This window comes from Pseudomonas wenzhouensis, from assembly GCF_021029445.1.
GTDB lineage: Bacteria > Pseudomonadota > Gammaproteobacteria > Pseudomonadales > Pseudomonadaceae > Aquipseudomonas > Aquipseudomonas wenzhouensis.
Genome location: NZ_CP072610.1, coordinates 3,337,008 through 3,356,479, shown reverse-complemented (window position 1 = coordinate 3,356,479; position 19,472 = coordinate 3,337,008). Strand labels below are relative to the sequence as shown.

The 19,472-nt window shown below is 63.4% G+C and carries 19 protein-coding genes; 15 read left to right on the top strand and 4 right to left on the bottom strand.

Going from position 1 to position 19,472, the window contains the following annotated elements; genetic code table 11:
- The first annotated feature begins 32 nt into the window (after window positions 1-32).
- From J7655_RS15495 to J7655_RS15480, 4 genes are all read left to right on the top strand, one after another.
- Complete coding sequence (locus J7655_RS15495; RefSeq protein WP_230925208.1) at window positions 33-692, top strand: Bax inhibitor-1 family protein; 660 nt, start codon at window positions 33-35, stop codon at window positions 690-692.
- Window positions 693-781: 89 nt separating this feature from the next.
- Complete coding sequence (locus J7655_RS15490) at window positions 782-1,528, top strand: TIGR00266 family protein (RefSeq protein ID WP_230925207.1); 747 nt, start codon at window positions 782-784, stop codon at window positions 1,526-1,528.
- Window positions 1,479-2,402 (top strand): alpha/beta hydrolase, encoded by a 924-nt coding sequence (locus J7655_RS15485; protein ID WP_420850888.1) that lies wholly within the window; start codon window positions 1,479-1,481, stop codon window positions 2,400-2,402. The genes J7655_RS15490 and J7655_RS15485 overlap by 50 nt, the downstream gene beginning before the upstream one ends.
- Window positions 2,399-2,722, top strand: a complete 324-nt coding sequence (locus tag J7655_RS15480) for a PA3694 family proteiin (protein WP_230925205.1) — start codon at window positions 2,399-2,401, stop codon at window positions 2,720-2,722. Before J7655_RS15485 ends, J7655_RS15480 begins: the two co-directional genes overlap by 4 nt.
- Before the next feature lie 801 nt (window positions 2,723-3,523).
- On the opposite strand, the gene lptF is transcribed toward J7655_RS15480, so the two are convergent.
- Window positions 3,524-4,309 carry a lipotoxin F family OmpA-related lipoprotein LptF gene (gene lptF, locus J7655_RS15475; RefSeq protein ID WP_230925204.1) on the bottom strand — a complete coding sequence of 262 codons (786 nt, stop codon included), beginning with the start codon at window positions 4,307-4,309 and terminating at the stop codon, window positions 3,524-3,526.
- A 47-nt stretch (window positions 4,310-4,356) separates the two neighbouring features.
- The gene (locus tag J7655_RS15470; protein ID WP_187272877.1) at window positions 4,357-4,770 is read right to left on the bottom strand and encodes a DUF4398 domain-containing protein; all 414 of its coding nucleotides are present in this window, start codon (window positions 4,768-4,770) and stop codon (window positions 4,357-4,359) included.
- A 543-nt stretch (window positions 4,771-5,313) separates the two neighbouring features.
- Here J7655_RS15470 and ppc point away from each other — a divergent pair.
- The 8 genes from ppc (at window position 5,314) to J7655_RS15430 (ending at window position 12,653) form a co-directional block, all read left to right on the top strand.
- On the top strand, window positions 5,314-7,950 hold the full coding sequence (gene ppc, locus J7655_RS15465; protein ID WP_230925203.1) for a phosphoenolpyruvate carboxylase: 2,637 nt from the start codon (window positions 5,314-5,316) through the stop codon (window positions 7,948-7,950).
- Between the two features lie 223 nt (window positions 7,951-8,173).
- Entirely contained in the window at window positions 8,174-8,821 is a 648-nt protein-coding gene (gene adk, locus J7655_RS15460) for an adenylate kinase (RefSeq protein WP_230925202.1), read from the top strand.
- Between the two features lie 180 nt (window positions 8,822-9,001).
- The gene (locus J7655_RS15455) at window positions 9,002-9,598 is read left to right on the top strand and encodes an HAD family acid phosphatase (RefSeq protein WP_230925201.1); all 597 of its coding nucleotides are present in this window, start codon (window positions 9,002-9,004) and stop codon (window positions 9,596-9,598) included.
- A complete protein-coding gene (locus J7655_RS15450; RefSeq protein ID WP_230925200.1) occupies window positions 9,573-9,770 on the top strand; it encodes a hypothetical protein in 198 nt (65 codons plus the stop codon). Before J7655_RS15455 ends, J7655_RS15450 begins: the two co-directional genes overlap by 26 nt.
- A gap of 104 nt (window positions 9,771-9,874) precedes the next feature.
- Window positions 9,875-10,558, top strand: coding sequence for a tRNA (adenosine(37)-N6)-threonylcarbamoyltransferase complex dimerization subunit type 1 TsaB (tsaB, locus tag J7655_RS15445; RefSeq protein WP_230925199.1), 684 nt, complete (start codon window positions 9,875-9,877; stop codon window positions 10,556-10,558).
- A 113-nt stretch (window positions 10,559-10,671) separates the two neighbouring features.
- Window positions 10,672-11,016: a hypothetical protein gene (locus J7655_RS15440; RefSeq protein ID WP_230925198.1), complete on the top strand. Its 345-nt coding sequence runs from the start codon at window positions 10,672-10,674 to the stop codon at window positions 11,014-11,016.
- A gap of 53 nt (window positions 11,017-11,069) precedes the next feature.
- The gene (locus J7655_RS15435; RefSeq protein ID WP_230925197.1) at window positions 11,070-11,939 is read left to right on the top strand and encodes a DUF72 domain-containing protein; all 870 of its coding nucleotides are present in this window, start codon (window positions 11,070-11,072) and stop codon (window positions 11,937-11,939) included.
- 12 nt (window positions 11,940-11,951) lie between these two features.
- Window positions 11,952-12,653: an extensin-like domain-containing protein gene (locus J7655_RS15430; RefSeq protein WP_230925196.1), complete on the top strand. Its 702-nt coding sequence runs from the start codon at window positions 11,952-11,954 to the stop codon at window positions 12,651-12,653.
- Between the two features lie 128 nt (window positions 12,654-12,781).
- On the opposite strand, the gene J7655_RS15425 is transcribed toward J7655_RS15430, so the two are convergent.
- The gene (locus tag J7655_RS15425; RefSeq protein ID WP_230925195.1) at window positions 12,782-13,549 is read right to left on the bottom strand and encodes a hypothetical protein; all 768 of its coding nucleotides are present in this window, start codon (window positions 13,547-13,549) and stop codon (window positions 12,782-12,784) included.
- A 106-nt stretch (window positions 13,550-13,655) separates the two neighbouring features.
- Here J7655_RS15425 and J7655_RS15420 point away from each other — a divergent pair, with 106 nt between their 5' ends.
- Window positions 13,656-14,441 carry a class I SAM-dependent methyltransferase gene (locus tag J7655_RS15420; RefSeq protein WP_230925194.1) on the top strand — a complete coding sequence of 262 codons (786 nt, stop codon included), beginning with the start codon at window positions 13,656-13,658 and terminating at the stop codon, window positions 14,439-14,441.
- Window positions 14,442-14,457: 16 nt separating this feature from the next.
- On the opposite strand, the gene J7655_RS15415 is transcribed toward J7655_RS15420, so the two are convergent.
- Entirely contained in the window at window positions 14,458-15,093 is a 636-nt protein-coding gene (locus J7655_RS15415; RefSeq protein WP_230925193.1) for a TetR/AcrR family transcriptional regulator, read from the bottom strand.
- A gap of 148 nt (window positions 15,094-15,241) precedes the next feature.
- On the opposite strand from J7655_RS15415, the gene J7655_RS15410 reads away from it, so the two are divergent.
- Window positions 15,242-16,345 carry an efflux RND transporter periplasmic adaptor subunit gene (locus J7655_RS15410; protein WP_230925192.1) on the top strand — a complete coding sequence of 368 codons (1,104 nt, stop codon included), beginning with the start codon at window positions 15,242-15,244 and terminating at the stop codon, window positions 16,343-16,345.
- A 6-nt stretch (window positions 16,346-16,351) separates the two neighbouring features.
- The gene (locus J7655_RS15405) at window positions 16,352-19,423 is read left to right on the top strand and encodes an efflux RND transporter permease subunit (protein ID WP_230925191.1); all 3,072 of its coding nucleotides are present in this window, start codon (window positions 16,352-16,354) and stop codon (window positions 19,421-19,423) included.
- Window positions 19,424-19,472: the final 49 nt, after the last annotated feature.

The following is a 19,472-nucleotide window of genomic DNA, read 5'->3' as shown; positions in this document are numbered from 1 at the left end:
TGCCAGACTATCTCTGTAAAAGGACTTATCTCATGGAACACTCGGTCTTCGAGCGGCAAGGACAGCTCACGGATAGGCTGATCAGCCCGGCTGTCTACAATCTGGTCATTGGTTTGGCACTGCTCTGGGGCTTCATGTGCAACTGGTGGATGGTGGGTAACATCAGCACCGATTGGCTACGCAGCCTCAATCCCTGGGTGTTCTATGGCGGCTATTTCGCCTCGTGCATGCTCGGCGTCTATCTGTTCGCGCGTTCCAGCAATCCTTTGGTGAGCTTCGTCGGTTACAACCTGGTGGTGGTGCCGTTCGGCCTGGTTATCAATCTGGTGGTCAGCCGCTACGACCCGCAACTGGTACAGGAGGCAATCCGCATCACGGCGTTGGTGACAGTGGGGATGATGATTCTGGGCACGCTATTTCCAGCATTCTTCAGGCGCATTGCCTCGGCCTTGACCGTGGCCCTGCTGCTGGTGATCGTCGTGGAGTTGGTGGAAATCTTCGTGTTCCACACCCATCACGGCATCCTCGACTGGATCGTTGTACTGATCTTCTGCGGCTATATCGGCTACGACTGGGGGCGTGCCAACCAGATTCCGAAGACCCTGGACAACGCGATCGACAGTGCGGCTGCGTTGTACATGGACATCATTAACCTGTTCCTGCGCATCCTGCGAATACTGGGCCGCAAATGATTGGCTGATTCCGTGGGCTGTTTGCTGGAGCGGGAACGCGCCCAGAGCGGATAATCGTCGTGCCCGATAGACCAAGGAGACTTCCCCCTGTGCCCAGCCATCAGCTCGACTACGAAATCCTCGGTGCTTCCGCGCAATCGGTGGAAATCATCCTCGATCCCGGCGAGACGGTGATCGCCGAGGCCGGAGCGATGAACTACATGACCGACGGCGTGCGCTTCGAGACGCGCATGGGCGATGGTTCGGCCAGCGGTCTGCTGGGCAAGCTGTGGAGCGCCGGCAAGCGCATGCTCACCGGCGAGTCGCTGTTCATGACCCACTTCAGCAATGCCGGCAAGGGCCAGGCAAGAGTCGCCTTCGCCGCACCTTATCCGGGTACCGTGGTACCCATCGATCTGGCGCAGGTCGGCGGCCGGTTGATCTGCCAGAAGGATGCCTTTCTTTGCGCCGCGCATGGCACGCGCATCGGCATCAGCTTCGCCAAACGCATCGGCGCCGGCTTCTTCGGTGGCGAGGGCTTCATCCTGCAGAAGCTCGAAGGCGATGGCCTGGCCTTCGTGCATGCCGGCGGTACGGTGATCCGCAAGGAGCTGAACGACGAAACCCTGCGCCTCGATACCGGCTGCCTGGTCGCCTTCAGCAGCGGTATCGATTACGACATCGCCCTGGCTGGCGGGCTGAAGAGCATGCTGTTCGGCGGTGAAGGGCTGTTGCTGACCACCCTCAAGGGCACCGGTACGGTGTGGATTCAGAGCCTGCCGTTCTCGCGTTTGGCCGAGCGCGTCTATGCAGCGACCGTTCAGGCACGCGAGGAGGTGCGTGCCGGTGGCAAGTAGCCTGCGACTGGTGGTCTTGCTGCTGGCCAGTCTGTGGCTGAGCGGTTGCAGCGGCCTGCTGTTTTACCCGGAGCCAGGATTGCCGATTACCCCCGAACGGGCCGGGCTGGAATATCGTGATATCGAACTGCACGCCGCCGATGGCACGCGTCTGCATGCCTGGTGGCTGCCGGCCAAGGCCGGACTGAAGGTCAGGGGCACGATCCTGCACCTGCATGGCAATGGTGGCAATCTGGCCTGGCACCTGGGCGCTGTGCACTGGCTGCCGGAACAGGGCTATCAGGTACTGATGCTCGATTACCGGGGCTACGGCCTGTCTGCCGGCAAACCACGGTTGCCCGAGGTCTATCAGGATATCGACGCCGCCTTTACCTGGTTGGAGCAGGCGCCTGCGGTGCAGGGTAAGCCACTGACGCTGCTGGGGCAGAGCCTGGGAGGCGCCCTGGCCGTGCATTACCTGGCGCAGCATGCCGAGCGCCGCGAGCGTTTGCAGGGGCTGGTGCTCGATGGCGTGCCGGCGCGTTATCGCGATGTGGCGCGTGACGTGCTGAGCCAGTCCTGGCTGACCTGGCCGTTGCAGGTGCCCCTGTCCTGGCTGGTGCCGGACGGCGACAGTGCCATCGACTCGATTGCTCAGCTCGAGCCGTTACCGCTGTTGATCTTTCACAGCCTTGACGACAAGGTCGTGGCGTTTTCCAATGGCGACCGTTTGCATCGGGTGGCTCGCTCGCCGCGCCGCTTCATCGAGACCCGTGGCGGGCATGTCCAGACCTTTGCCGAGGAAGCCTGGCGCCAGGCACTGCTGGCCTTTCTGCATGATCCGCAGGGCGTTGTCGACTCGTCCATTCCCTCAGTTTCCGAGACCCCGCAATGAAAGAACGTGATCCCATCCCCCTGATTCTCACCGGCGTGGCCAGCATCATTGGCACCATCGGTGTGCTCTGGTACTACGGCTACGTGCACTTCGCCAAGCCGGAAGATGCGCTGCTGTTGTCCGACTTCACCATGCTCAAGACCGTTCCCGGCGAGGACTACAAGGTCTCGCTGAAACCGGCCAATCAGGTGGCGCAGTGCATCGACGGCGTGCTGGTGCTGTTCGACATGCAGCAGAAAGGGTTGACCGGCGTGCTGGTGGATAACAAGAAGCAGGCCGTGCGCTGCATGGGGCAAGAGACTCCGGCGCTGGAGCAGTAAGCTCAGGCGTCCAAAAGAAATGCTCTTCGCGTTCTCGCGGGGAAGATGCGTTTGGCACCGGACTGGCAAATAAGTGTGTGCTTCGGTGCTGGCCCTATCCATTAACGCGCCGCCTGGCCTGATGGGTTTCGCCCCTTACGGGCGAGTCACTTTCTCTTGCTTGCCCAAGAGAAAGTAACCAAAGAGAAGGGCACCCCGTTCATCCGGCCCCGGCTGCGCCGGGGTTCCCTCGCTCCATCACCGTTCCGGGGGCACGCCGAGAAGGGCCATCCATGGCCCATCACGGCTCTCGCGACATCCATGTCGCTCAACCCCTTCCACGGTGATTCCACTCGGCCTCCTGAAGGGGACTTGGGCGTCGTCTGTACCATCGCAGCTGAAGAGCAAAGGCAAAAGCCAGACGCCGCCAATTTCAACTTCGCAAAAATTATGCAAGCTCGCGACCCGGTCCCCTTCAGGAGGCCGGGTGGAGGTGTTGTGTAGGGGAGCGAGCCGCATGAATGCGGCGAGATACCGACGGCGGCCCTTGTAAGCCGGAGCAGCACCGGAACGAGGAAACGCAGCGAAGCGGAGTAACAGCCGCAGGCTGGCCCGAAGGGTGAGCGTAACGAATCAAGGTGTGGCGCCCGTAAGGGGCGAAACCCATCAGATCAGACGACACGCTAACGGATAGTGCCAAGTCATCGATAGCTAACACGTAATTGCCAGTCCGGTGGCAACCCGCGCTTTCCCCAGAAAATATGCGAAGAACCAAAAAGAAACCCGCCTGATCAGGCGGGTTTCTTCATTAGAGCACTGTGATCAGGCGCCGGTAGAGGAACGCGGAGCCACAGGCTGGTTATCGTTGGAGATGGTCACCTCGACACGGCGATTCTGCGCGCGACCGGAGTCGCTGGCGTTATCTGCCACCGGGTACTCCTTGCCGTAGCCTTGCGCGACGATACGAGTCGGCTCCACGCCGGCACGAATCAGTGCGCGACGCACGGCCTCGGCGCGTCGCTCGGACAGGCCCTGGTTGTAGCTGGCCGAGCCGACGCTGTCGGTATAACCCTCGACGATCACCTGGCGCTCCGGGTTTTCCTGGAGAAAGCGCGCCAGTTGGGTAACGTTGGGTAGTGCGCTGCTCTTGAGTTCGGCCTTGTTGAAGTCGAACAGCACATCACCGAAGGTGACCAGGGTGCCGCGCTCGGTCTGCTTGGCGTTGAGGCTGTCCTGCAGCTTGCGGATCTGTGCATCGCGTGCGTCGAGCAGGGCCTGGGCGCGTTGCGCCGAGCTGTTTTGCAATTCAGCTTCGGCGGTGCGCAGGGCGATGGTCTGCTTGGCCACCTCGACGCGCTGGTTGGTCAGGTAGGCCAATTGGTCGACCTTCTTCTCGTCGTCCTTGTTCATGTAGGCCTTGTCAGCCTTGTCCAGCCACTCCTGGGCTTCCTTGGTTTCCAGGGCGGCAACCCGGCTCGCCTGCGGATCGCTCTGCAGCGCAGAGAAGTTGCTGCGCGCCGACTCCAGATTGGCGTTGGGTTGGTGCGAGCAGGCAGCGAGGCCAACGCTCAGGGCCAGAAGGGCGGGGATCATCACGTGTTTACGCATGGCGTTCATCCTTTGCTCTGTCAGCGAATGGGTGGGTGGCACGGCGCTCACTGAGCGTTGCGCATGCCTTCCTCACGCAGTTCCTGAACACCCTGGCGGGCGTCCTGCACAGCTTGTTCGGCCTTGGCGGCCTGGGCCTTGCGTTCGGCGACTCGGGCATCCCACTCGGCCTGTTCGGCCAGACGGCGGGCTTTCTCGTAGTCTTCATCGTGCATGGCCAGCTCGGCTGCCTTGAGCTTGTCCTGTGCCGCTTTCATTTCCACGGCGGCGTATTCGGTACCGCCGGCGCTGATCGCCGCATTGACCGCAGACTGCGTCACGGCATATTGCTCGGTTGGCGGGTTGCCGGCGCAACCGGCCAGTACCAGGCTGCTGCCCAGCACCAGGGCAGCCAGTTTGATCCCGTGCAGACGGCTGCGCGAGGTGTTCTCGGTATGCGTCTTCATGGCAGCTAACTCCATTTTGAACACTCCTATGAATGTCGATATCCGTTGCTCATGGCGCGGCATGCTCTGTGTGTCCCTCTAGGCGGGTGACACGGTTTCGGCATGCCGGACCTGTAATAGGGACATGCCAGGTTTTTCAAAGGTTCAGAAAAAATGACAGTCTGCTCATGACTCAATGGATGACCGGTTAGTCAGTCGATTGTCTGGATCAGCTGCTGCAAGGTGCCGCTTGCTTGAGCGAAAGGCGCTATTTTCCTGGCTTTCTGAGGGTTGGATGGGGCGGGTATGTCGGGCGCCGAGCGAGCGATAAATCAGGATGCTCATTGAGTTGGTCGCTCATGACGTTTTATTCAGCGCATTCTCATGCTGTGGGTGGGTGATATATCGAACGACTCCGGCGGCTCGCCGCATGAGCGCGCATGAGCGCGCAGGGGCGTGCCGGCTTTCTGTCCGTGCAGATGCTGCAGACCATAGGGCGTGCTGCAGTACCGCGCCGCCCTTGTAAGACGCTGGCGCGCTGGGCACTCTGTCGATACTGGACTGGAAAAGGACTGCGACATGGCGGAAATCGATGCGCGTCTGCGCGAGGAAGTTCACCTGCTTGGCGAACTGCTCGGGCACACCATCAGCACCCAGCTGGGCGAGGAATTTCTCGACAAGATCGAGCGTATACGCAAGTCGGCCAAGGCTGGACGGCGTGGCTCCAGCGCCGGCGCCGAGCAACTGAGCAGCACCCTGGGTGACCTGGATGACGATGAGCTGCTGCCGGTGGCACGGGCCTTCAACCAGTTTCTCAACCTGGCCAATATCGCCGAGCAACAACATCGCGTGCGCCGTCGCCGCGCGGATGAGCCGGCCCCCTTCGAGCTGCGCGTGCTGGATGAGCTGCTCGAACGCCTGCTCGCTGCCGGCCAGGACGCCGATAAGCTGGCGCGGCAACTGGGGCGTCTGGACATCGAGCTGGTGCTGACCGCGCACCCCACCGAAGTGGCGCGGCGCACCCTGATCCAGAAGTACGATGCCATCGCCGCACAACTGACGGCGCTGGATCACAGCGACCTGTTGCCGGCTGAGCGCGAGCGCATCATCGAGCGTCTGCAGCGCCTGATCGCCGAGGCCTGGCATACCGAGGAAATTCGCCGCAGCCGGCCCAGCCCGGTGGACGAGGCCAAGTGGGGCTTTGCCGTCATCGAGCATTCGTTGTGGCAGGCGGTGCCGCAGTTCCTGCGTCGCGCCGAGCAAAGCCTACAGGCCGCCACCGGTCTGCGTCTGCCGCTGGATGCCGCGCCGATTCGCTTTGCTTCGTGGATGGGCGGTGACCGCGACGGCAATCCCAATGTCACCGCGCGGGTGACCCGCGAGGTGCTGCTGCTGGCACGCTGGATGGCGGCTGATCTGTACCTGCGTGACGTCGACAACCTGGCCGCCGAGCTGTCCATGCAGCAGGCCAGCGACGAGTTGCGTGCGCAGGTTGGCGAGAGTGCCGAGCCTTACCGCGCGTTGCTCAAGCAACTGCGTGAACGCCTGCGTGAAACCCGCAGTTGGGCGCAGCAGGCACTGACGACGGATATCCCGGCCAGTCGCGCGGTGCTGCAGGACAACCGCGACCTGCTGGCGCCGTTGCAACTCTGTTACCAGTCGTTGCATGCCTGTGGCATGGGCGTGATCGCCGATGGGCCGTTGCTCGACTGTTTGCGCCGGGCCGCGACCTTCGGTCTGTTCCTGGTGCGCCTCGATGTGCGCCAGGACGCTACCCGGCACGCGGCGGCGCTGTCGGAAATCACCGATTACCTCGGCCTTGGTCGCTATGCCGAATGGGATGAGGAGGCGCGCCTGAGCTTTCTCCAGCGTGAGCTGGACAGCCGCCGGCCGCTGTTGCCGAGCGACTATCGACCCTCTGCCGATACCGCCGAAGTGCTCGCTACCTGCCGTGAGGTGGCCGCTGCGCCTGCCGCCTCGCTGGGTTCCTATGTGATCTCCATGGCTGGTGCCGCCTCCGATGTGCTGGCGGTGCAACTGCTGCTCAAGGAGGCCGGGTTGCGCCGGCCGATGCGCGTGGTGCCACTGTTCGAGACGCTGGCCGATCTCGACCATGCCGGGCCGGTGGTCGACCGCCTGCTCGGCCTGCCCGGCTATCGCGCGCGTCTGCATGGCCCGCAGGAAGTGATGATCGGCTATTCCGACTCGGCCAAGGACGCCGGCACCACCGCTGCAGCCTGGGCACAGTACCGCGCGCAGGAAGAGCTGGTGCGTCTGTGCCGCGAACATCAGGTCGAGTTGCTCCTGTTCCACGGTCGCGGTGGCACCGTCGGTCGCGGGGGTGGCCCGGCGCACGCCGCCATCCTGTCGCAACCGCCGGGCTCGGTGGCGGGGCGTTTCCGCACCACCGAGCAGGGCGAGATGATCCGTTTCAAGTTCGGCCTGCCGGATATCGCCGAGCAGAATCTCAATCTGTACCTGGCTGCCGTGCTGGAAGCCACGCTGCTGCCGCCTCCGGCGCCGGAGCCGAGCTGGCGGGCGATGATGGACCGCCTGGCCGAGGTCGGGGTCAAGGCCTATCGCGGCGTGGTACGCGAGCATCCGCAGTTCGTCGAGTATTTTCGCCAGGCCACGCCGGAGCAGGAGCTTGGGCGTTTGCCGCTGGGCAGTCGCCCGGCCAAGCGGCGCGAGGGCGGTGTGGAGAGCCTGCGGGCCATCCCGTGGATTTTCGCCTGGACCCAGACCCGTCTGATGCTGCCGGCCTGGCTCGGCTGGGAGCAGGCGCTGGGGCAGGCGTTGGCGGGGGGCGACGCCGAGTTGCTGAAGGATATGCGTGAGCGCTGGCCTTTCTTCCGCACACGCATCGACATGCTGGAAATGGTGCTGACCAAGGCTGACGCCAGCATCGCTGCGCTCTACGACGAGCGCCTGGTCGAGCCGGCACTGCAGCCGCTGGGGGCGCAGTTACGCGACCTATTGTCGCAGGCGTGCGCTGCCGTGCTGGAACTGACCGGGCAGTCGCGGCTGCTCGCGCACAATCCGGAAACCCTGGAATCGATCAGCGTACGCAACACCTATCTCGACCCCCTGCACCTGTTGCAAGCCGAGCTGTTGGCGCGCTGTCGGCAACGTCAACAGGCGCCGGAGAGCCCTCTGGAGCAGGCGCTGTTGGTCAGCGTGGCAGGTATCGCAGCCGGCTTGCGCAACACCGGTTGAAGGGCTCGGAGGCGCTGGTGAATTGAGGGTCTGCCCCAGCCAAAAAGCGTGCAAGCGTCGCCAGAACGAGGAGTTTTATCCGACTTTTGGCGGCTTGTGCGCCCGGGGTGCGCTGTGTATCTTGAGCAGCCTTTTGGCCGCTACAGCTGCCGCAAACATTCAAGAGATTGGCCCCACGAGGCGAGTCCGACCGATTACTACATAACTCTTGAGGAGCACATCGATGCGCGTGATTCTGCTGGGGGCGCCCGGTGCCGGCAAAGGTACCCAGGCTCGCTACATCACCGAGAAATTCGGCATTCCGCAAATCTCCACCGGCGACATGCTGCGTGCTGCGGTCAAGGCGGGTACCGAACTCGGCCTGAAGGCCAAGAGCGTGATGGATGCCGGTGGCCTGGTCTCCGACGACCTGATCATCAATCTGGTCAAGGAGCGCATCGCTCAGGCCGATTGCGCCAATGGCTTCCTGTTCGACGGTTTCCCGCGCACCATTCCGCAGGCCGAAGCCCTGCGTGATGCCGGTGTGACCCTCGATCATGTGGTGGAAATCGCCGTGGATGACGAAGAGATCGTCAAGCGTCTGTCCGGCCGCCGTGTACACCCGGCTTCCGGCCGCGTCTACCACACCGAATACAACCCGCCGAAAGTCGCCGGCCAGGACGATGTCACGGGTGAAGAACTGGTTCAGCGTGAAGACGACAAGGAAGAGACCGTGCGTCATCGCCTGTCCGTCTACCATTCGCAGACCAAGCCGCTGGTGGATTTCTACCAGAAGCTGTCCGCCGCCACCGGTACGCCGAAGTGCAGCCACATTCCCGGCGTTGGCAGTGTCGAAGAGATCACCGCAAAGACCCTGGCTGCGCTGGACTGAATCCAGAGCGTCAGGCGTGTTTTACCAAGGCCCCGAAAGGGGTCTTGTCGTTTCTGGGAACGCGGATACGTTTGGGTCGCTCTGAAGCATGGGTCTGCGTTGCGGGCTCGTTAGTATCGATGATGCAGTTCCCGGCTGGCGCCGGGGCGTGTCGATAACCAATCAGGAAGAGGGTATGCAATGACCGACAAACGCATCTGGCTGGGCCTTGCCGTATCGCTGCTGAGCGCTCCACTGGCATTTGCCGACAGCTCCGCCGAGGGCAAGGCGGACTGTGCCGTGGCCAAGTTCACCATGGGCCTGCGCTTTCAGCAGCAGTCGGCGGAAGTCCAGGCGCTGCAGTTGCAGGCCTACAACATCGCCACCGAGAAACTCGACAAGGCGGTGGCCGCGGCCAAGGATCCGTCGAAGCTGGCCATCGTCACCGACCTCGATGAAACCGTGATCGACAACAGCGCCTTGCTCGCCCGTGATCTGGCCAATTGTCACCAGTACGATGCCTGGGACACCTGGCTGCCCTGGGAGCGTGACGGCACCCCTGAGCTGATCCCCGGTGCGAAGAAGTTTCTCGAGCATGCGGACACGCTCGGCGTGACCATTCGCTACATCTCCGACCGCTCCGATGAGCAGAAGCCGTACACCCTGGCCACCCTGAACAAGCTGGGCCTGCCGCAGGTGTCGGAGGAGAGCGTGCTGCTGCTCGGCCCGCCCAAGGTAGAGCGCCATCGTCAGCGCCGATCACCAGATCATCATGCTGCTGGGCGATACGCTGCATGACTTCGATGCGCGTTTTCGCAAGACACCGCTCGATGCCCAGCGCAAGACCGTTGCCGACGAGTCGGGCAAATGGGGTGTGGAGTGGATCGTGTTCCCCAATGCCGGTTATGGCACCTGGTCCAAGGCGCCGCTCAAAGGCTGGGAGGCCGAGCCGGTGGTCGAGCCCTGGTAAGTTCCGTCGGTCGCCCGGCGCGAGCCGGGCGCCGTCATGGTGCTGGAAAAAAATGCGTCGAGCCGGTCTAATGCCGGCTCTTTTTCTTCAGCCGTCAAAATGCAATGACCACTCTCCTGGCCCTCGATACTGCAACCGAAGCCTGCTCCGTCGCGCTGCTGCATGACGGGCGCGTGCTCAGCCACTATGAAGTTGCCCCGCGCCTGCATGCGCAGCGTTTGTTGCCGATGATCCAGCAGTTGCTGGGTGAGGCGGGCATCAGCGCCTCAGCGCTGGATGGCATTGCTTTCGGCCGTGGTCCCGGCGCCTTTACGGGTGTGCGTATCGCCATCGGCGTGGTGCAGGGGCTGGCCTTCGCCCTGGAACGCCCGGTATTGCCGGTGTCCAACCTGGCCGTGCTGGCCCAGCGTGCGCTGCGCGAGCAGGGCGCGACCCAGGTTGCAGCCGCCATCGACGCGCGCATGGACGAAGTGTATTGGGGGTGCTACCGCGCCGAAGCCGGCGAAATGCGTCTGCTCGGTCAGGAGGCCGTGTTGCCGCCGGAGCAGGCCGAAGCGCCGCGTGGCAGCGATGGTGATTGGTTCGGCGCCGGCACCGGCTGGGGCACCTTTGCTGCGCGTATCGCCCTCAGGCCTGCGGGCATGGATGGCAGCCTGCTGCCGCACGCCGAAGACCTGCTGAGCCTGGCTCGTTTCGCCTGGGCGCGTGGCGAAGCGTTGCCGGCCGATCGGGCGCAGCCGGTATACCTGCGCGATCAGGTGGCCACGCCGAAAGCACCACCGGCATGACAACTGGTCGGCGGCTGAGGGGCATGACCGCCTTGGCATTTGCCAAGGGCGCTGCCCGCCGCTACATTGCCAGTATTTCCCACTGTTCAGCCGAGCCCACCGAGCAATCCTAGATGCGGATCGACGGTTACTTACCCTCTTACTCGCCAGATCGCGGCCCCCGTTCGGGGACTGCGGTTACGCCCTATCGTGAGGCGCAGCGAGAGGTCGAAGTACAGCGTGAGCAACCGGCTGCTCCGGCCAGCAGCCAGGGTTTGGAGCCGGCGCCACAGATTCGTCGGGTACAGGCCAGCAGTGCCAACACCGACAGCTTGCCGACCCGTTCGCAGGATCTGGGTTATCAGCAGCCCGCGCTGAGCAACCGTGCCGCTCAGGCATTGGCCAGTTACAGCACCACCGCCGCTTACGCCAGCGAGTTCGATGCGCAGGAAGTGCTCGGACTCGATCTGTACGCGTAACCCTCTTTCATGGCGTGGCTCACGTCTTTCAGCCTGGACCGTGGCACAGAACGATGAGCGCTGCGCTTCCCTATTATCTGGGTTGTCCATCCTGGAGCGAAGCGGCCTGGCGCGCCACGCTGTATCCGCAGGATACCCGGGCGGCGGAATTTCTCAGCCGCTACACCGAGGTGTTCAACGCGGTGGAAGGCAACACCACCTTCTATGCCAGTCCCAGCGAAGAGACGGTTGCGCGCTGGGCGCAGGCGATGCCGATGCACTTTCGCTTCTGCGCCAAGTTGCCGCGCGATATCAGCCACAGCGACGATCTGTATCAGCAACTGGATGCCGTCGCGCAGTTTCGCCAGTTGCTGGCACCGCTCGGTGAGCGGGTAGCGCCTTACTGGCTGCAGCTGCCGGCCAGCTTCGGGCCGTCGCGCTTGCCTGAGCTGGCGGCATTCATCGAACACTGGGGCGATGGGCCGCTGGCTATCGAGGTGCGTCACCCGGAGTTCTTCGCCAAAGGCGATGCCGAGCGTGGGCTCAATCGCCTGTTGCACGCGCGTGGTATCGAGCGCATCTGCCTGGATTCGCGCGCGCTGTTCAGCTGCGACTCGCAGGCGCCGGCCGTGTTGCATGCGCAGGCCAAGAAACCGCGCCTGCCGACCCGGCCTACCGCGTTCAGTCAGAGCCCGCAGCTGCGTTTCATCGGTCATCCCGAGTTACTGGCCAACGACCCCTTCATGCTGCCCTGGCTGGACAAGGTTGCCGGCTGGATCGAGCAGGGGCTGCGGCCCTACGTCTTCGCCCATACATCCGACAATCGCCTGGCACCGGAGTTGGCGCGGCGTTTTCATGAGCAACTGATGCAGCGCCTGCCCGGCTTGCCTGAGCTGCCTGTCTTGCAGATCGAGCCGGAACTGGAGCAGCTGGACTTACTCTGATGGAGCATGAAGATGCTGATACGGATCATCGGCCGTTTGCTGTTTCTCGCCCTGCTGCTGGGCGCCGGGCTACTGCTGGCGCTGTGGCGTGGCTGGCTGGACGTGGCGCCGCGTTTCAACCCCTGGGCGCCGCTGGATGTGCGTGAAGCGCCGAACCTGCTGACTCCTTTCAAACTCTGGCGTCTGAGCGAGGATCGTGAGCTGTGCGACCTGGCGCTGGCGACGTCCGGCCTGCGTTTCACACGCCTGGCCGACAGCACGCCGCAGCCTGGCTGCCCGGTGGAGAATGCCGTGCGTATTCAGGGTGCCAGCGTTGGCCTGAGCAGCAGCTTCATGGCGACTTGCCCGCTGGCGGTGAGCTTCGCCCTGTTCGAGCGCCACCGTCTGCAACCCGCCGCACAGGCGGTGTTCGGTCAGCCGGTGACGCGCATCGAGCATGTCGGCAGCTTTGCCTGTCGCAGCATTGCCGGCAGCCAGCGGCCCAGCCAGCACTCCTATGCCAACGCGCTGGATATGGTCGGCTTCCGTCTGCGCGACGGCCAGCACATCAGCGTGCTGCGTGACTGGCCGGGGCAGGGCGACAAGGCGCGCTTTCTGCGCCTGGTGCAGGAAGCCGCCTGCGACAGCTTCAACGTCACCCTCGGCCCGCAATACAACGCTGCGCACCGTGACCACTTTCATGTGGATATGGGAATGTGGCGGATGTGCCGCTGAAGCGCTTGTGAGTCCTAGGGCGTCGCCCTACGCCTGTCGGTGGACGGCTTTACCTAGGGTGTGCCAGCAAGCGCCGCGTGATTCCCGGTGCGCACGGCGCACCCTACCCGCATGTCGATGCGGCGCGACTAGCGCTTGGCCAACAGCAGATCGGCCGCCTGGCCGTTGCGCCCATCGGCAAACTCGAAGCGACCCAGTTGGGCGATCCGGTCGTAAGCGCCGAGGGCGATGCTGACGTCGCGGGCGCGCAGGTCGATGGCGGCGACACCCGCTTCGCCCAGCGTCTGCAACTGCTGGCGGCCCTGGGTATCGAAACGCAGCAGGCGCAGGGTATCGAATACTGCATCGGCAGCGTCGATGCGACCGTCGCCGTTATCGTCGAAGCGCGCCAGTTCGGCGAAGCCGTTGGCGGCGCCATGCTGGTCGCCGAACAGTTCGCGGCCGTCGTCGATACGCCCATTGCCGTTGCGATCCAGTGCCAGAAGTGCGTCGTCGCCAGTGGGTACGCTGATCGAGTCCATACGTCCGTCGGCATCCAGATCGAAGCGCACCGGCCGGCTCAGGCCGCTGGTGGTAAAGCCGTTGCTGGCCAGATCCAGCACCAGTGGATCGACCTGTTGCGGCGCCTGCTCGGCGTTGACACTCAGCTCCAGGCCGCGTTGATCGATCAGCGCCTGGCTGACCACCGCGGCACTGCTGGGTACGGCAGGGGGGGCGGTGGTTTCCCGCAGTTCACGGGCAATCTCACCGGGTTTCTGTTCGTCTTCGATACCCAGGGTGCGGCGCAGGATCTGATAATTGATCGATTCATTCGCCGCATTCTCGAGTTCTCCGTCCAGTGGGCGAGAGCTGGCAGGGCTGCTGCTTGGGCGTGGCGCGGAAAGAGCGTCGAACATATGCACACTCGATGCGGCTGTTGGCGGCCGGGTCTGGCAGAATGCCGCTCTTTTCATATCGGCCGCGTTGCCGATGCGTTGAGTGATTTTTGAGCAGAACGAGTTCATGACCGACGAACGGCATAACGCCAGTATCCGCATTCAAGTCCTGCATCCTCGCTACGCCGAAGCGGGAGCTCTGTGGGCGGCACGTCTGGGCCTGCCGCTGGTGGGCGACACCGAGTTCGCCCTGCAGTTGGGTGACGATGGGCTGCAACTGGTCGAGTTGGGCGACAAGGCGCCCGGCCCAGTGCGGGTGGACTTCGTCGAGGGCGCTGCGGCGCACCGGCGCCAGTTCGGTGGCGGCAGCGGGCAGATGATCGCCAAGGCCGTGGGGGTGCAGTCAGGCATTCGCCCACGCATTCTCGACGCCACGGCGGGATTGGGGCGCGATGCCTTCGTGCTGGCCAGTCTGGGCTGCGATATGACCCTGATCGAGCGCCAGCCGCTGGTCGCGGCGCTACTGGAAGATGGCCTGCAACGTGCTGCGCTGAGCCTCGAGGTAGCGCCCATCGTGGCGCGCATGCGTCTGCTCACCGGTAATGCCATCGAGCTGATGCGCGCCTGGCAGGGCGAGGCGCCGCAGGTGGTTTATCTCGATCCGATGTTTCCGCACCGCGACAAGAGCGCGCTGGTGAAGAAGGAGATGCGTCTGTTCCGGCCCTTTGTCGGAGACGATCTGGATGCTCCAGCGCTGCTCGAGGCAGCGTTGGCTCTGGCCAGTCATCGCGTGGTGGTCAAGCGTCCGCGCAAGGCGCCAGCGATCGAGGGGATCAAGCCGGGTTATGTGCTGGAGGGTAAATCCAGCCGTTATGACATCTATCCGAAGAAGAAGCTGGAGCCTGGCGCATAAGGCACACCGCAGGCGCTCAGGGCCGATAGGCGCGTAGAAACAGCTGCACCGATTCCTGCACGTGACGTTCGGCAGCGTCGCCCGTCAGCGGCTCAGCGCAGCCGATCAGCAGGCGGAAATGTGCGCCGCCCTTGAGCAGGCTGAAGAAGTGGTCGGCAGCCAGGTGCGGGTCATTCAGGCTCAGCAGGCCGCGTTTGGCGGCCTTGTGCAGGAGCACTTCCATTTCTTCCTGAATCCTTTTCGGGCCGGCCTCGTAGAACATCTGCGAGAGCTTCGAACCCTGGCTGGCCAGGCTTATCATCATCCGGTGCATTTCCACCGATTCACGGCTGTTGACCAGCGTCAGGAAGCCACGGGCAATTTCCACAAGCTGGCTTTCCAGCGGCACGTCATCCGGCAGTTCGAACAGCAGCTCCGGCAGTTGCTCCTCGCACTTGGCTTCGATTGCTGCGGAGAACAGGGTCTCCTTGTCGGTGAAATGGTTGTACACCGTGAGCTTGGAGACGCCGGCCTCGGCCGCGATGGCATCCATGCTGCTGCCATCGTAGCCGTTGCGCAGGAACAGACCCTTGGCCGCATCGAGGATGGCGCGGCGTTTGGAAAGATCCTTCGGTCGACCGGGGCCGGCAGGTTGTAACAACTTGTCAGTCATTGGCGGATTTTAATACTGGACTGGCGGGTTTGCTATTTTTACTATACCCGCCAGTACAAATATTCCAAAGGGCAATTCCCGAGGTGTCGTCGCGCCAGCGTCGTGTGCTTTCGGGGCCGCCCCAAACCTTCTTCGAAAGGTGTTCGACATGTCCCGCCATGCTCCGCCGCTCGTCGCGTCCCTGAGTTTCGTATTTCTGTTGTCTGCCTGCGGCAATGCTGAACAGGCCGAGCAGGCGATACGCCCGGCCATGGTGGTGCAGCCGCAGCCGGCCGCCGCTCTGGTCGATAGTTATCCGGGCGAGGTGCGCGCGCGCTATGAGCCGGATCTGGCCTTCCGGATCGCCGGCAAGGTGAGCAAGCGCATAGTCGATGTCGGCGACCGGGTGAAGAAGGATCAGGCGCTGGCCGAACTGGACCCACAGGATGTGCGTCTGCAACTGGAAGCCACTCGCGCCCAGGTGGCCGCCGCCGAGGCCAATCTGCAAACCGTGCGCGCCGAGCGCGAGCGCTACAAGGCGCTGCTCGGGCGCAACCTGGTCAGCCGTTCGCAGTTCGATAACGTCGAGAATCAGTACCGTGCCGGCGAAGCACGCCTGAAACAGGTCAAGGCCGAGTACGACGTGGCCCGTAATCAGACCGACTATGCCGTACTGCGCGCCTCGCAGGACGGGGTGATCGCCCGCCGTGCAGTCGAGGTCGGGCAAGTGGTAGCGGCGGGGCAGACGGTCTTTACCCTGGCGGCCGATGGTGAGCGCGAAGTGTCGATCAGCCTGCCGGAGCAGAGCTTTGGTCGTTTCTCGATTGGCCAGCCGGTCGAGGTGGAGCTGTGGTCACAGCCGGATCAGCGCTTTCCTGGGCGCATCCGCGAGATGGCGCCGGCGGCGGATCCGCAATCGCGCACTTTCGCTGCCCGTGTTGCGTTCACCGAGGGCAAGGTACCGGCTGAGCTGGGGCAGAGCGCACGCGTGTTCATTGCCAGTAATGGTGAAATACCGCTGTCGGTACCGCTGTCGGCGTTGAGCGCCGAGCAGGGGCAACCCTTCGTCTGGGTCGTCGATCCTGCGACCCATGGCGTGCAGCGCCGACTGGTCCGGGTCGGCGCTTACGGCGATGAGCGCGTACCCGTGCTGGAAGGACTCGCCATATCCGACTGGGTGGTAGCCGCTGGCGTTCAGATTCTGCGTGAAGGGCAGAAGGTGCGCCCGGTGGATCGCGATAACCGCAACGTCGAACTGGCTGCCAAGGAGTAAGCCCGCATGAGCTTCAACCTGTCTGCCTGGGCGCTGCGTCATCGCCAGATCGTGCTCTACATTATGCTGCTCTTTGCCGTGGTCGGCGCGTTGTCCTATACCAAGCTGGGCCAGAGTGAAGACCCACCCTTCACCTTCAAGGCCATGGTGATTCGCACCAACTGGCCGGGCGCCAGTGCCGAGGAAGTCTCGCGCCAGGTCACCGAGCGTATCGAGAAGAAGCTGATGGAGACCGGTGAATACGACCGCATCACCAGCTTCTCCCGGCCGGGCGAGTCGCAGGTTACCTTCATGGCGCGTGACTCCATGCGCAGCTCCGATATTCCCGAGCTGTGGTATCAGGTACGCAAGAAGATCAGCGACATTCGTCATACGCTGCCGCCCGGTATTCAGGGGCCGTTCTTCAATGATGAGTTCGGTACCACCTTCGGCAACATCTACGCCTTGACGGGCAGTGGTTTCGACTACGCCGTGCTCAAGGACTACGCCGACCGCCTGCAGCTGCAACTGCAGCGGGTCAAGGATGTGGGCAAGGTCGAGCTGGTGGGGCTGCAGGACGAGAAGATCTGGATCGAGCTGTCCAACACCAAACTGGCGACCCTGGGGCTGCCGTTGTCTGCCGTGCAGCAGGCGCTGGAGGCGCAGAACGCGGTAGCCGCTGCCGGCTTCTTCGAGACGCCCAGCGAACGTATCCAGTTACGCGTGACCGGGCGCTTCGAGTCGGTACAGGAGATTCGCGATTTTCCCATTCGCGTCGGTGACCGCACTTTCCGAATCGCCGATGTGGCTGAGGTCAGGCGCGGTTTCAACGATCCACCCGCGCCGCGCATGCGTTTCATGGGCGAGGATGCCATCGGCATTGCCGTGGCGATGAAGGACGGCGGCGACATTCTGGTGCTGGGCAAGGCGCTGGAAGGCGAGTTTGCCCGTTTGCAGCAGACGCTGCCGCTGGGTATGGAGCTGCGCAAGGTGTCCGACCAGCCGGCGGCGGTAAAAGCTGGGGTGGGTGAGTTCGTCAAGGTGCTGGTGGAGGCGTTGGTGATCGTGCTTGCGGTCAGCTTCTTCTCCCTGGGCGTGCGCACCGGCCTGGTGGTGGCGCTAGTGATTCCGCTGGTACTGGCGATGACCTTCGCTGCCATGTACTACCTGGGGATAGGCCTGCACAAGATTTCGCTCGGTGCGCTGGTGCTCGGCCTTGGCCTGCTGGTGGATGATGCGATCATCGCGGTGGAGATGATGGCGATCAAGATGGAGCAGGGCTACGACCGCTTCAAGGCGGCGAGCTTCGCCTGGACCAGCACGGCGTTCCCCATGCTCACCGGTACGCTGATTACCGCAGCAGGCTTTCTGCCCATCGCCACGGCGCAGTCCGGCACGGGTGAGTACACCCGCTCGATCTTCCAGGTGGTCGCTATCTCGCTGATCGCCTCGTGGATCGCGGCCGTGATGTTCGTGCCCTACCTGGGCGACAAGCTGCTGCCGGATCTGGCCAAACTGCATGCTGCCAAGCACGACAGCGACGCCGGGCATGATCCGTATGCGACGCCGTTCTACCGCCGCGTGCGTGCCACGGTGCAGTGGTGCGTGCGCCGTCGTGGCATCGTCATTGCGTTGACCATCGGTCTGTTCGTCGGCTCGGTGCTGCTATTCCGTTTCGTGCCGCAGCAGTTCTTCCCGGCCTCCGGGCGCCTGGAACTGATGGTCGACATCAAGCTGGAGGAGGGGGCTTCGCTGAGTGCCACCGAGGCCGAAGTTCATCGTCTGGAGAAGCTGCTCAAGGAGCAGACGGGTATCGACAACTACGTGGCCTATGTCGGCACCGGTTCACCGCGTTTCTATCTGCCGCTGGATCAGCAACTGCCGGCGACCAGCTTCGCCCAGTTCGTGGTGCTGGCGTCGAGCATCGAAGAGCGTGAGCGTCTGCGTACCTGGCTGATTCAGGTGATGAACGACGAATTTCCGTCTCTGCGCAGCCGCGTCAGCCGCCTGGAGAATGGCCCGCCCGTGGGCTACCCGATTCAGTTCCGCGTCAGTGGCGAGCATATCGACGAGGTGCGTGCACTGGCCCGTCAGGTGGCGGACAAGGTGCGTGAGAACCCGCATGTGGTCAACGTGCACCTGGACTGGGAAGAGCCGAGCAAGGTGGTGATCCTCAATATCGACCAGGATCGTGCCCGTGCGCTGGGCGTCAACACCGCTGAACTGTCGCGCTTTCTGCAGGGCTCGCTGTCCGGTACCAGTGTCAGCCAGTACCGCGAAGGTAACGAGCTGATCGAAATTCTCCAGCGTGGTACACCGCAGGAGCGCAAGGCGCTGAGTCTGTTGCCGAGTCTGGCGGTGCCGACCGACAGCGGCCGCAGCGTGGCGCTGTCACAGGTAGCGACGCTGGAATACGGCTTCGAGGAAGGCATCATCTGGCACCGTAACCGTTTGCCCAACGTCACCGTGCGCGCCGACGTGTATGGCAATCAGCAGCCGGCCAGTCTGACCAAGCAGATCCTGCCGACACTGGAGCCGATCCGCGCCGAACTGCCGGATGGCTATCTGCTGGAGGTGGGCGGTACGGTGGAGGATTCGCAACGCGGACAGAAATCGGTGAACGCCGGTATCCCGCTGTTCATCGTGGTGGTGCTGACGCTGCTGATGCTGCAATTGAAGAGCTTCTCACGCTCGGCCATGGTGTTTCTCACCGCGCCGTTGGGGCTGATCGGGGTGACGCTGTTCCTGCTGATCTTCCGCCAGCCGTTCGGTTTCGTCGCCATGCTCGGCACCATCGCCCTGGCCGGGATGATCATGCGCAACTCGGTGATCCTGGTCGATCAGATCGAGCAGGACATCAGTCATGGTCTGGATCGCTGGCACGCCATCATCGAGGCCACGGTGCGCCGTTTCCGCCCCATCGTGCTGACCGCACTGGCCGCGGTACTGGCGATGATTCCGCTGTCGCGCAGCGTGTTCTTCGGGCCGATGGCCGTGGCCATCATGGGTGGTCTGGTGGTCGCCACGGCGTTGACTCTGTTGTTCCTGCCGGCGCTGTATGCGGCGTGGTTCCGGGTCAAGGAGAGCGAGGCGCATTGAGCCGTGGGAGGCGCTTCAGCGGCGACTTGCTATCGCGGCTGAAGCCCCT

Excerpts from the sequence above, each read along its gene's own strand:
- J7655_RS15485 (WP_420850888.1), top strand. The coding sequence starts at position 1,479 with ATGCAGCGACCGTTCAGGCACGCGAGGAGGTGCGTGCCGGTGGCAAGT.
- J7655_RS15450 (WP_230925200.1), top strand. The coding sequence starts at position 9,573 with ATGCTGCTGGGCGATACGCTGCATGACTTCGATGCGCGTTTTCGCAAG.
- ppc (WP_230925203.1), top strand. The coding sequence starts at position 5,314 with ATGGCGGAAATCGATGCGCGTCTGCGCGAGGAAGTTCACCTGCTTGGC.
- J7655_RS15405 (WP_230925191.1), top strand. The coding sequence starts at position 16,352 with ATGAGCTTCAACCTGTCTGCCTGGGCGCTGCGTCATCGCCAGATCGTG.
- J7655_RS15470 (WP_187272877.1), bottom strand. The coding sequence starts at position 4,770 with ATGGAGTTAGCTGCCATGAAGACGCATACCGAGAACACCTCGCGCAGC.
- J7655_RS15495 (WP_230925208.1), top strand. The coding sequence starts at position 33 with ATGGAACACTCGGTCTTCGAGCGGCAAGGACAGCTCACGGATAGGCTG.
- J7655_RS15420 (WP_230925194.1), top strand. The coding sequence starts at position 13,656 with ATGACCGACGAACGGCATAACGCCAGTATCCGCATTCAAGTCCTGCAT.
- J7655_RS15415 (WP_230925193.1), bottom strand. The coding sequence starts at position 15,093 with ATGACTGACAAGTTGTTACAACCTGCCGGCCCCGGTCGACCGAAGGAT.
- J7655_RS15435 (WP_230925197.1), top strand. The coding sequence starts at position 11,070 with ATGAGCGCTGCGCTTCCCTATTATCTGGGTTGTCCATCCTGGAGCGAA.
- J7655_RS15430 (WP_230925196.1), top strand. The coding sequence starts at position 11,952 with ATGCTGATACGGATCATCGGCCGTTTGCTGTTTCTCGCCCTGCTGCTG.
- J7655_RS15480 (WP_230925205.1), top strand. The coding sequence starts at position 2,399 with ATGAAAGAACGTGATCCCATCCCCCTGATTCTCACCGGCGTGGCCAGC.
- J7655_RS15425 (WP_230925195.1), bottom strand. The coding sequence starts at position 13,549 with ATGTTCGACGCTCTTTCCGCGCCACGCCCAAGCAGCAGCCCTGCCAGC.
- lptF (WP_230925204.1), bottom strand. The coding sequence starts at position 4,309 with ATGCGTAAACACGTGATGATCCCCGCCCTTCTGGCCCTGAGCGTTGGC.
- J7655_RS15410 (WP_230925192.1), top strand. The coding sequence starts at position 15,242 with ATGTCCCGCCATGCTCCGCCGCTCGTCGCGTCCCTGAGTTTCGTATTT.
- tsaB (WP_230925199.1), top strand. The coding sequence starts at position 9,875 with ATGACCACTCTCCTGGCCCTCGATACTGCAACCGAAGCCTGCTCCGTC.
- adk (WP_230925202.1), top strand. The coding sequence starts at position 8,174 with ATGCGCGTGATTCTGCTGGGGGCGCCCGGTGCCGGCAAAGGTACCCAG.
- J7655_RS15455 (WP_230925201.1), top strand. The coding sequence starts at position 9,002 with ATGACCGACAAACGCATCTGGCTGGGCCTTGCCGTATCGCTGCTGAGC.
- J7655_RS15440 (WP_230925198.1), top strand. The coding sequence starts at position 10,672 with ATGCGGATCGACGGTTACTTACCCTCTTACTCGCCAGATCGCGGCCCC.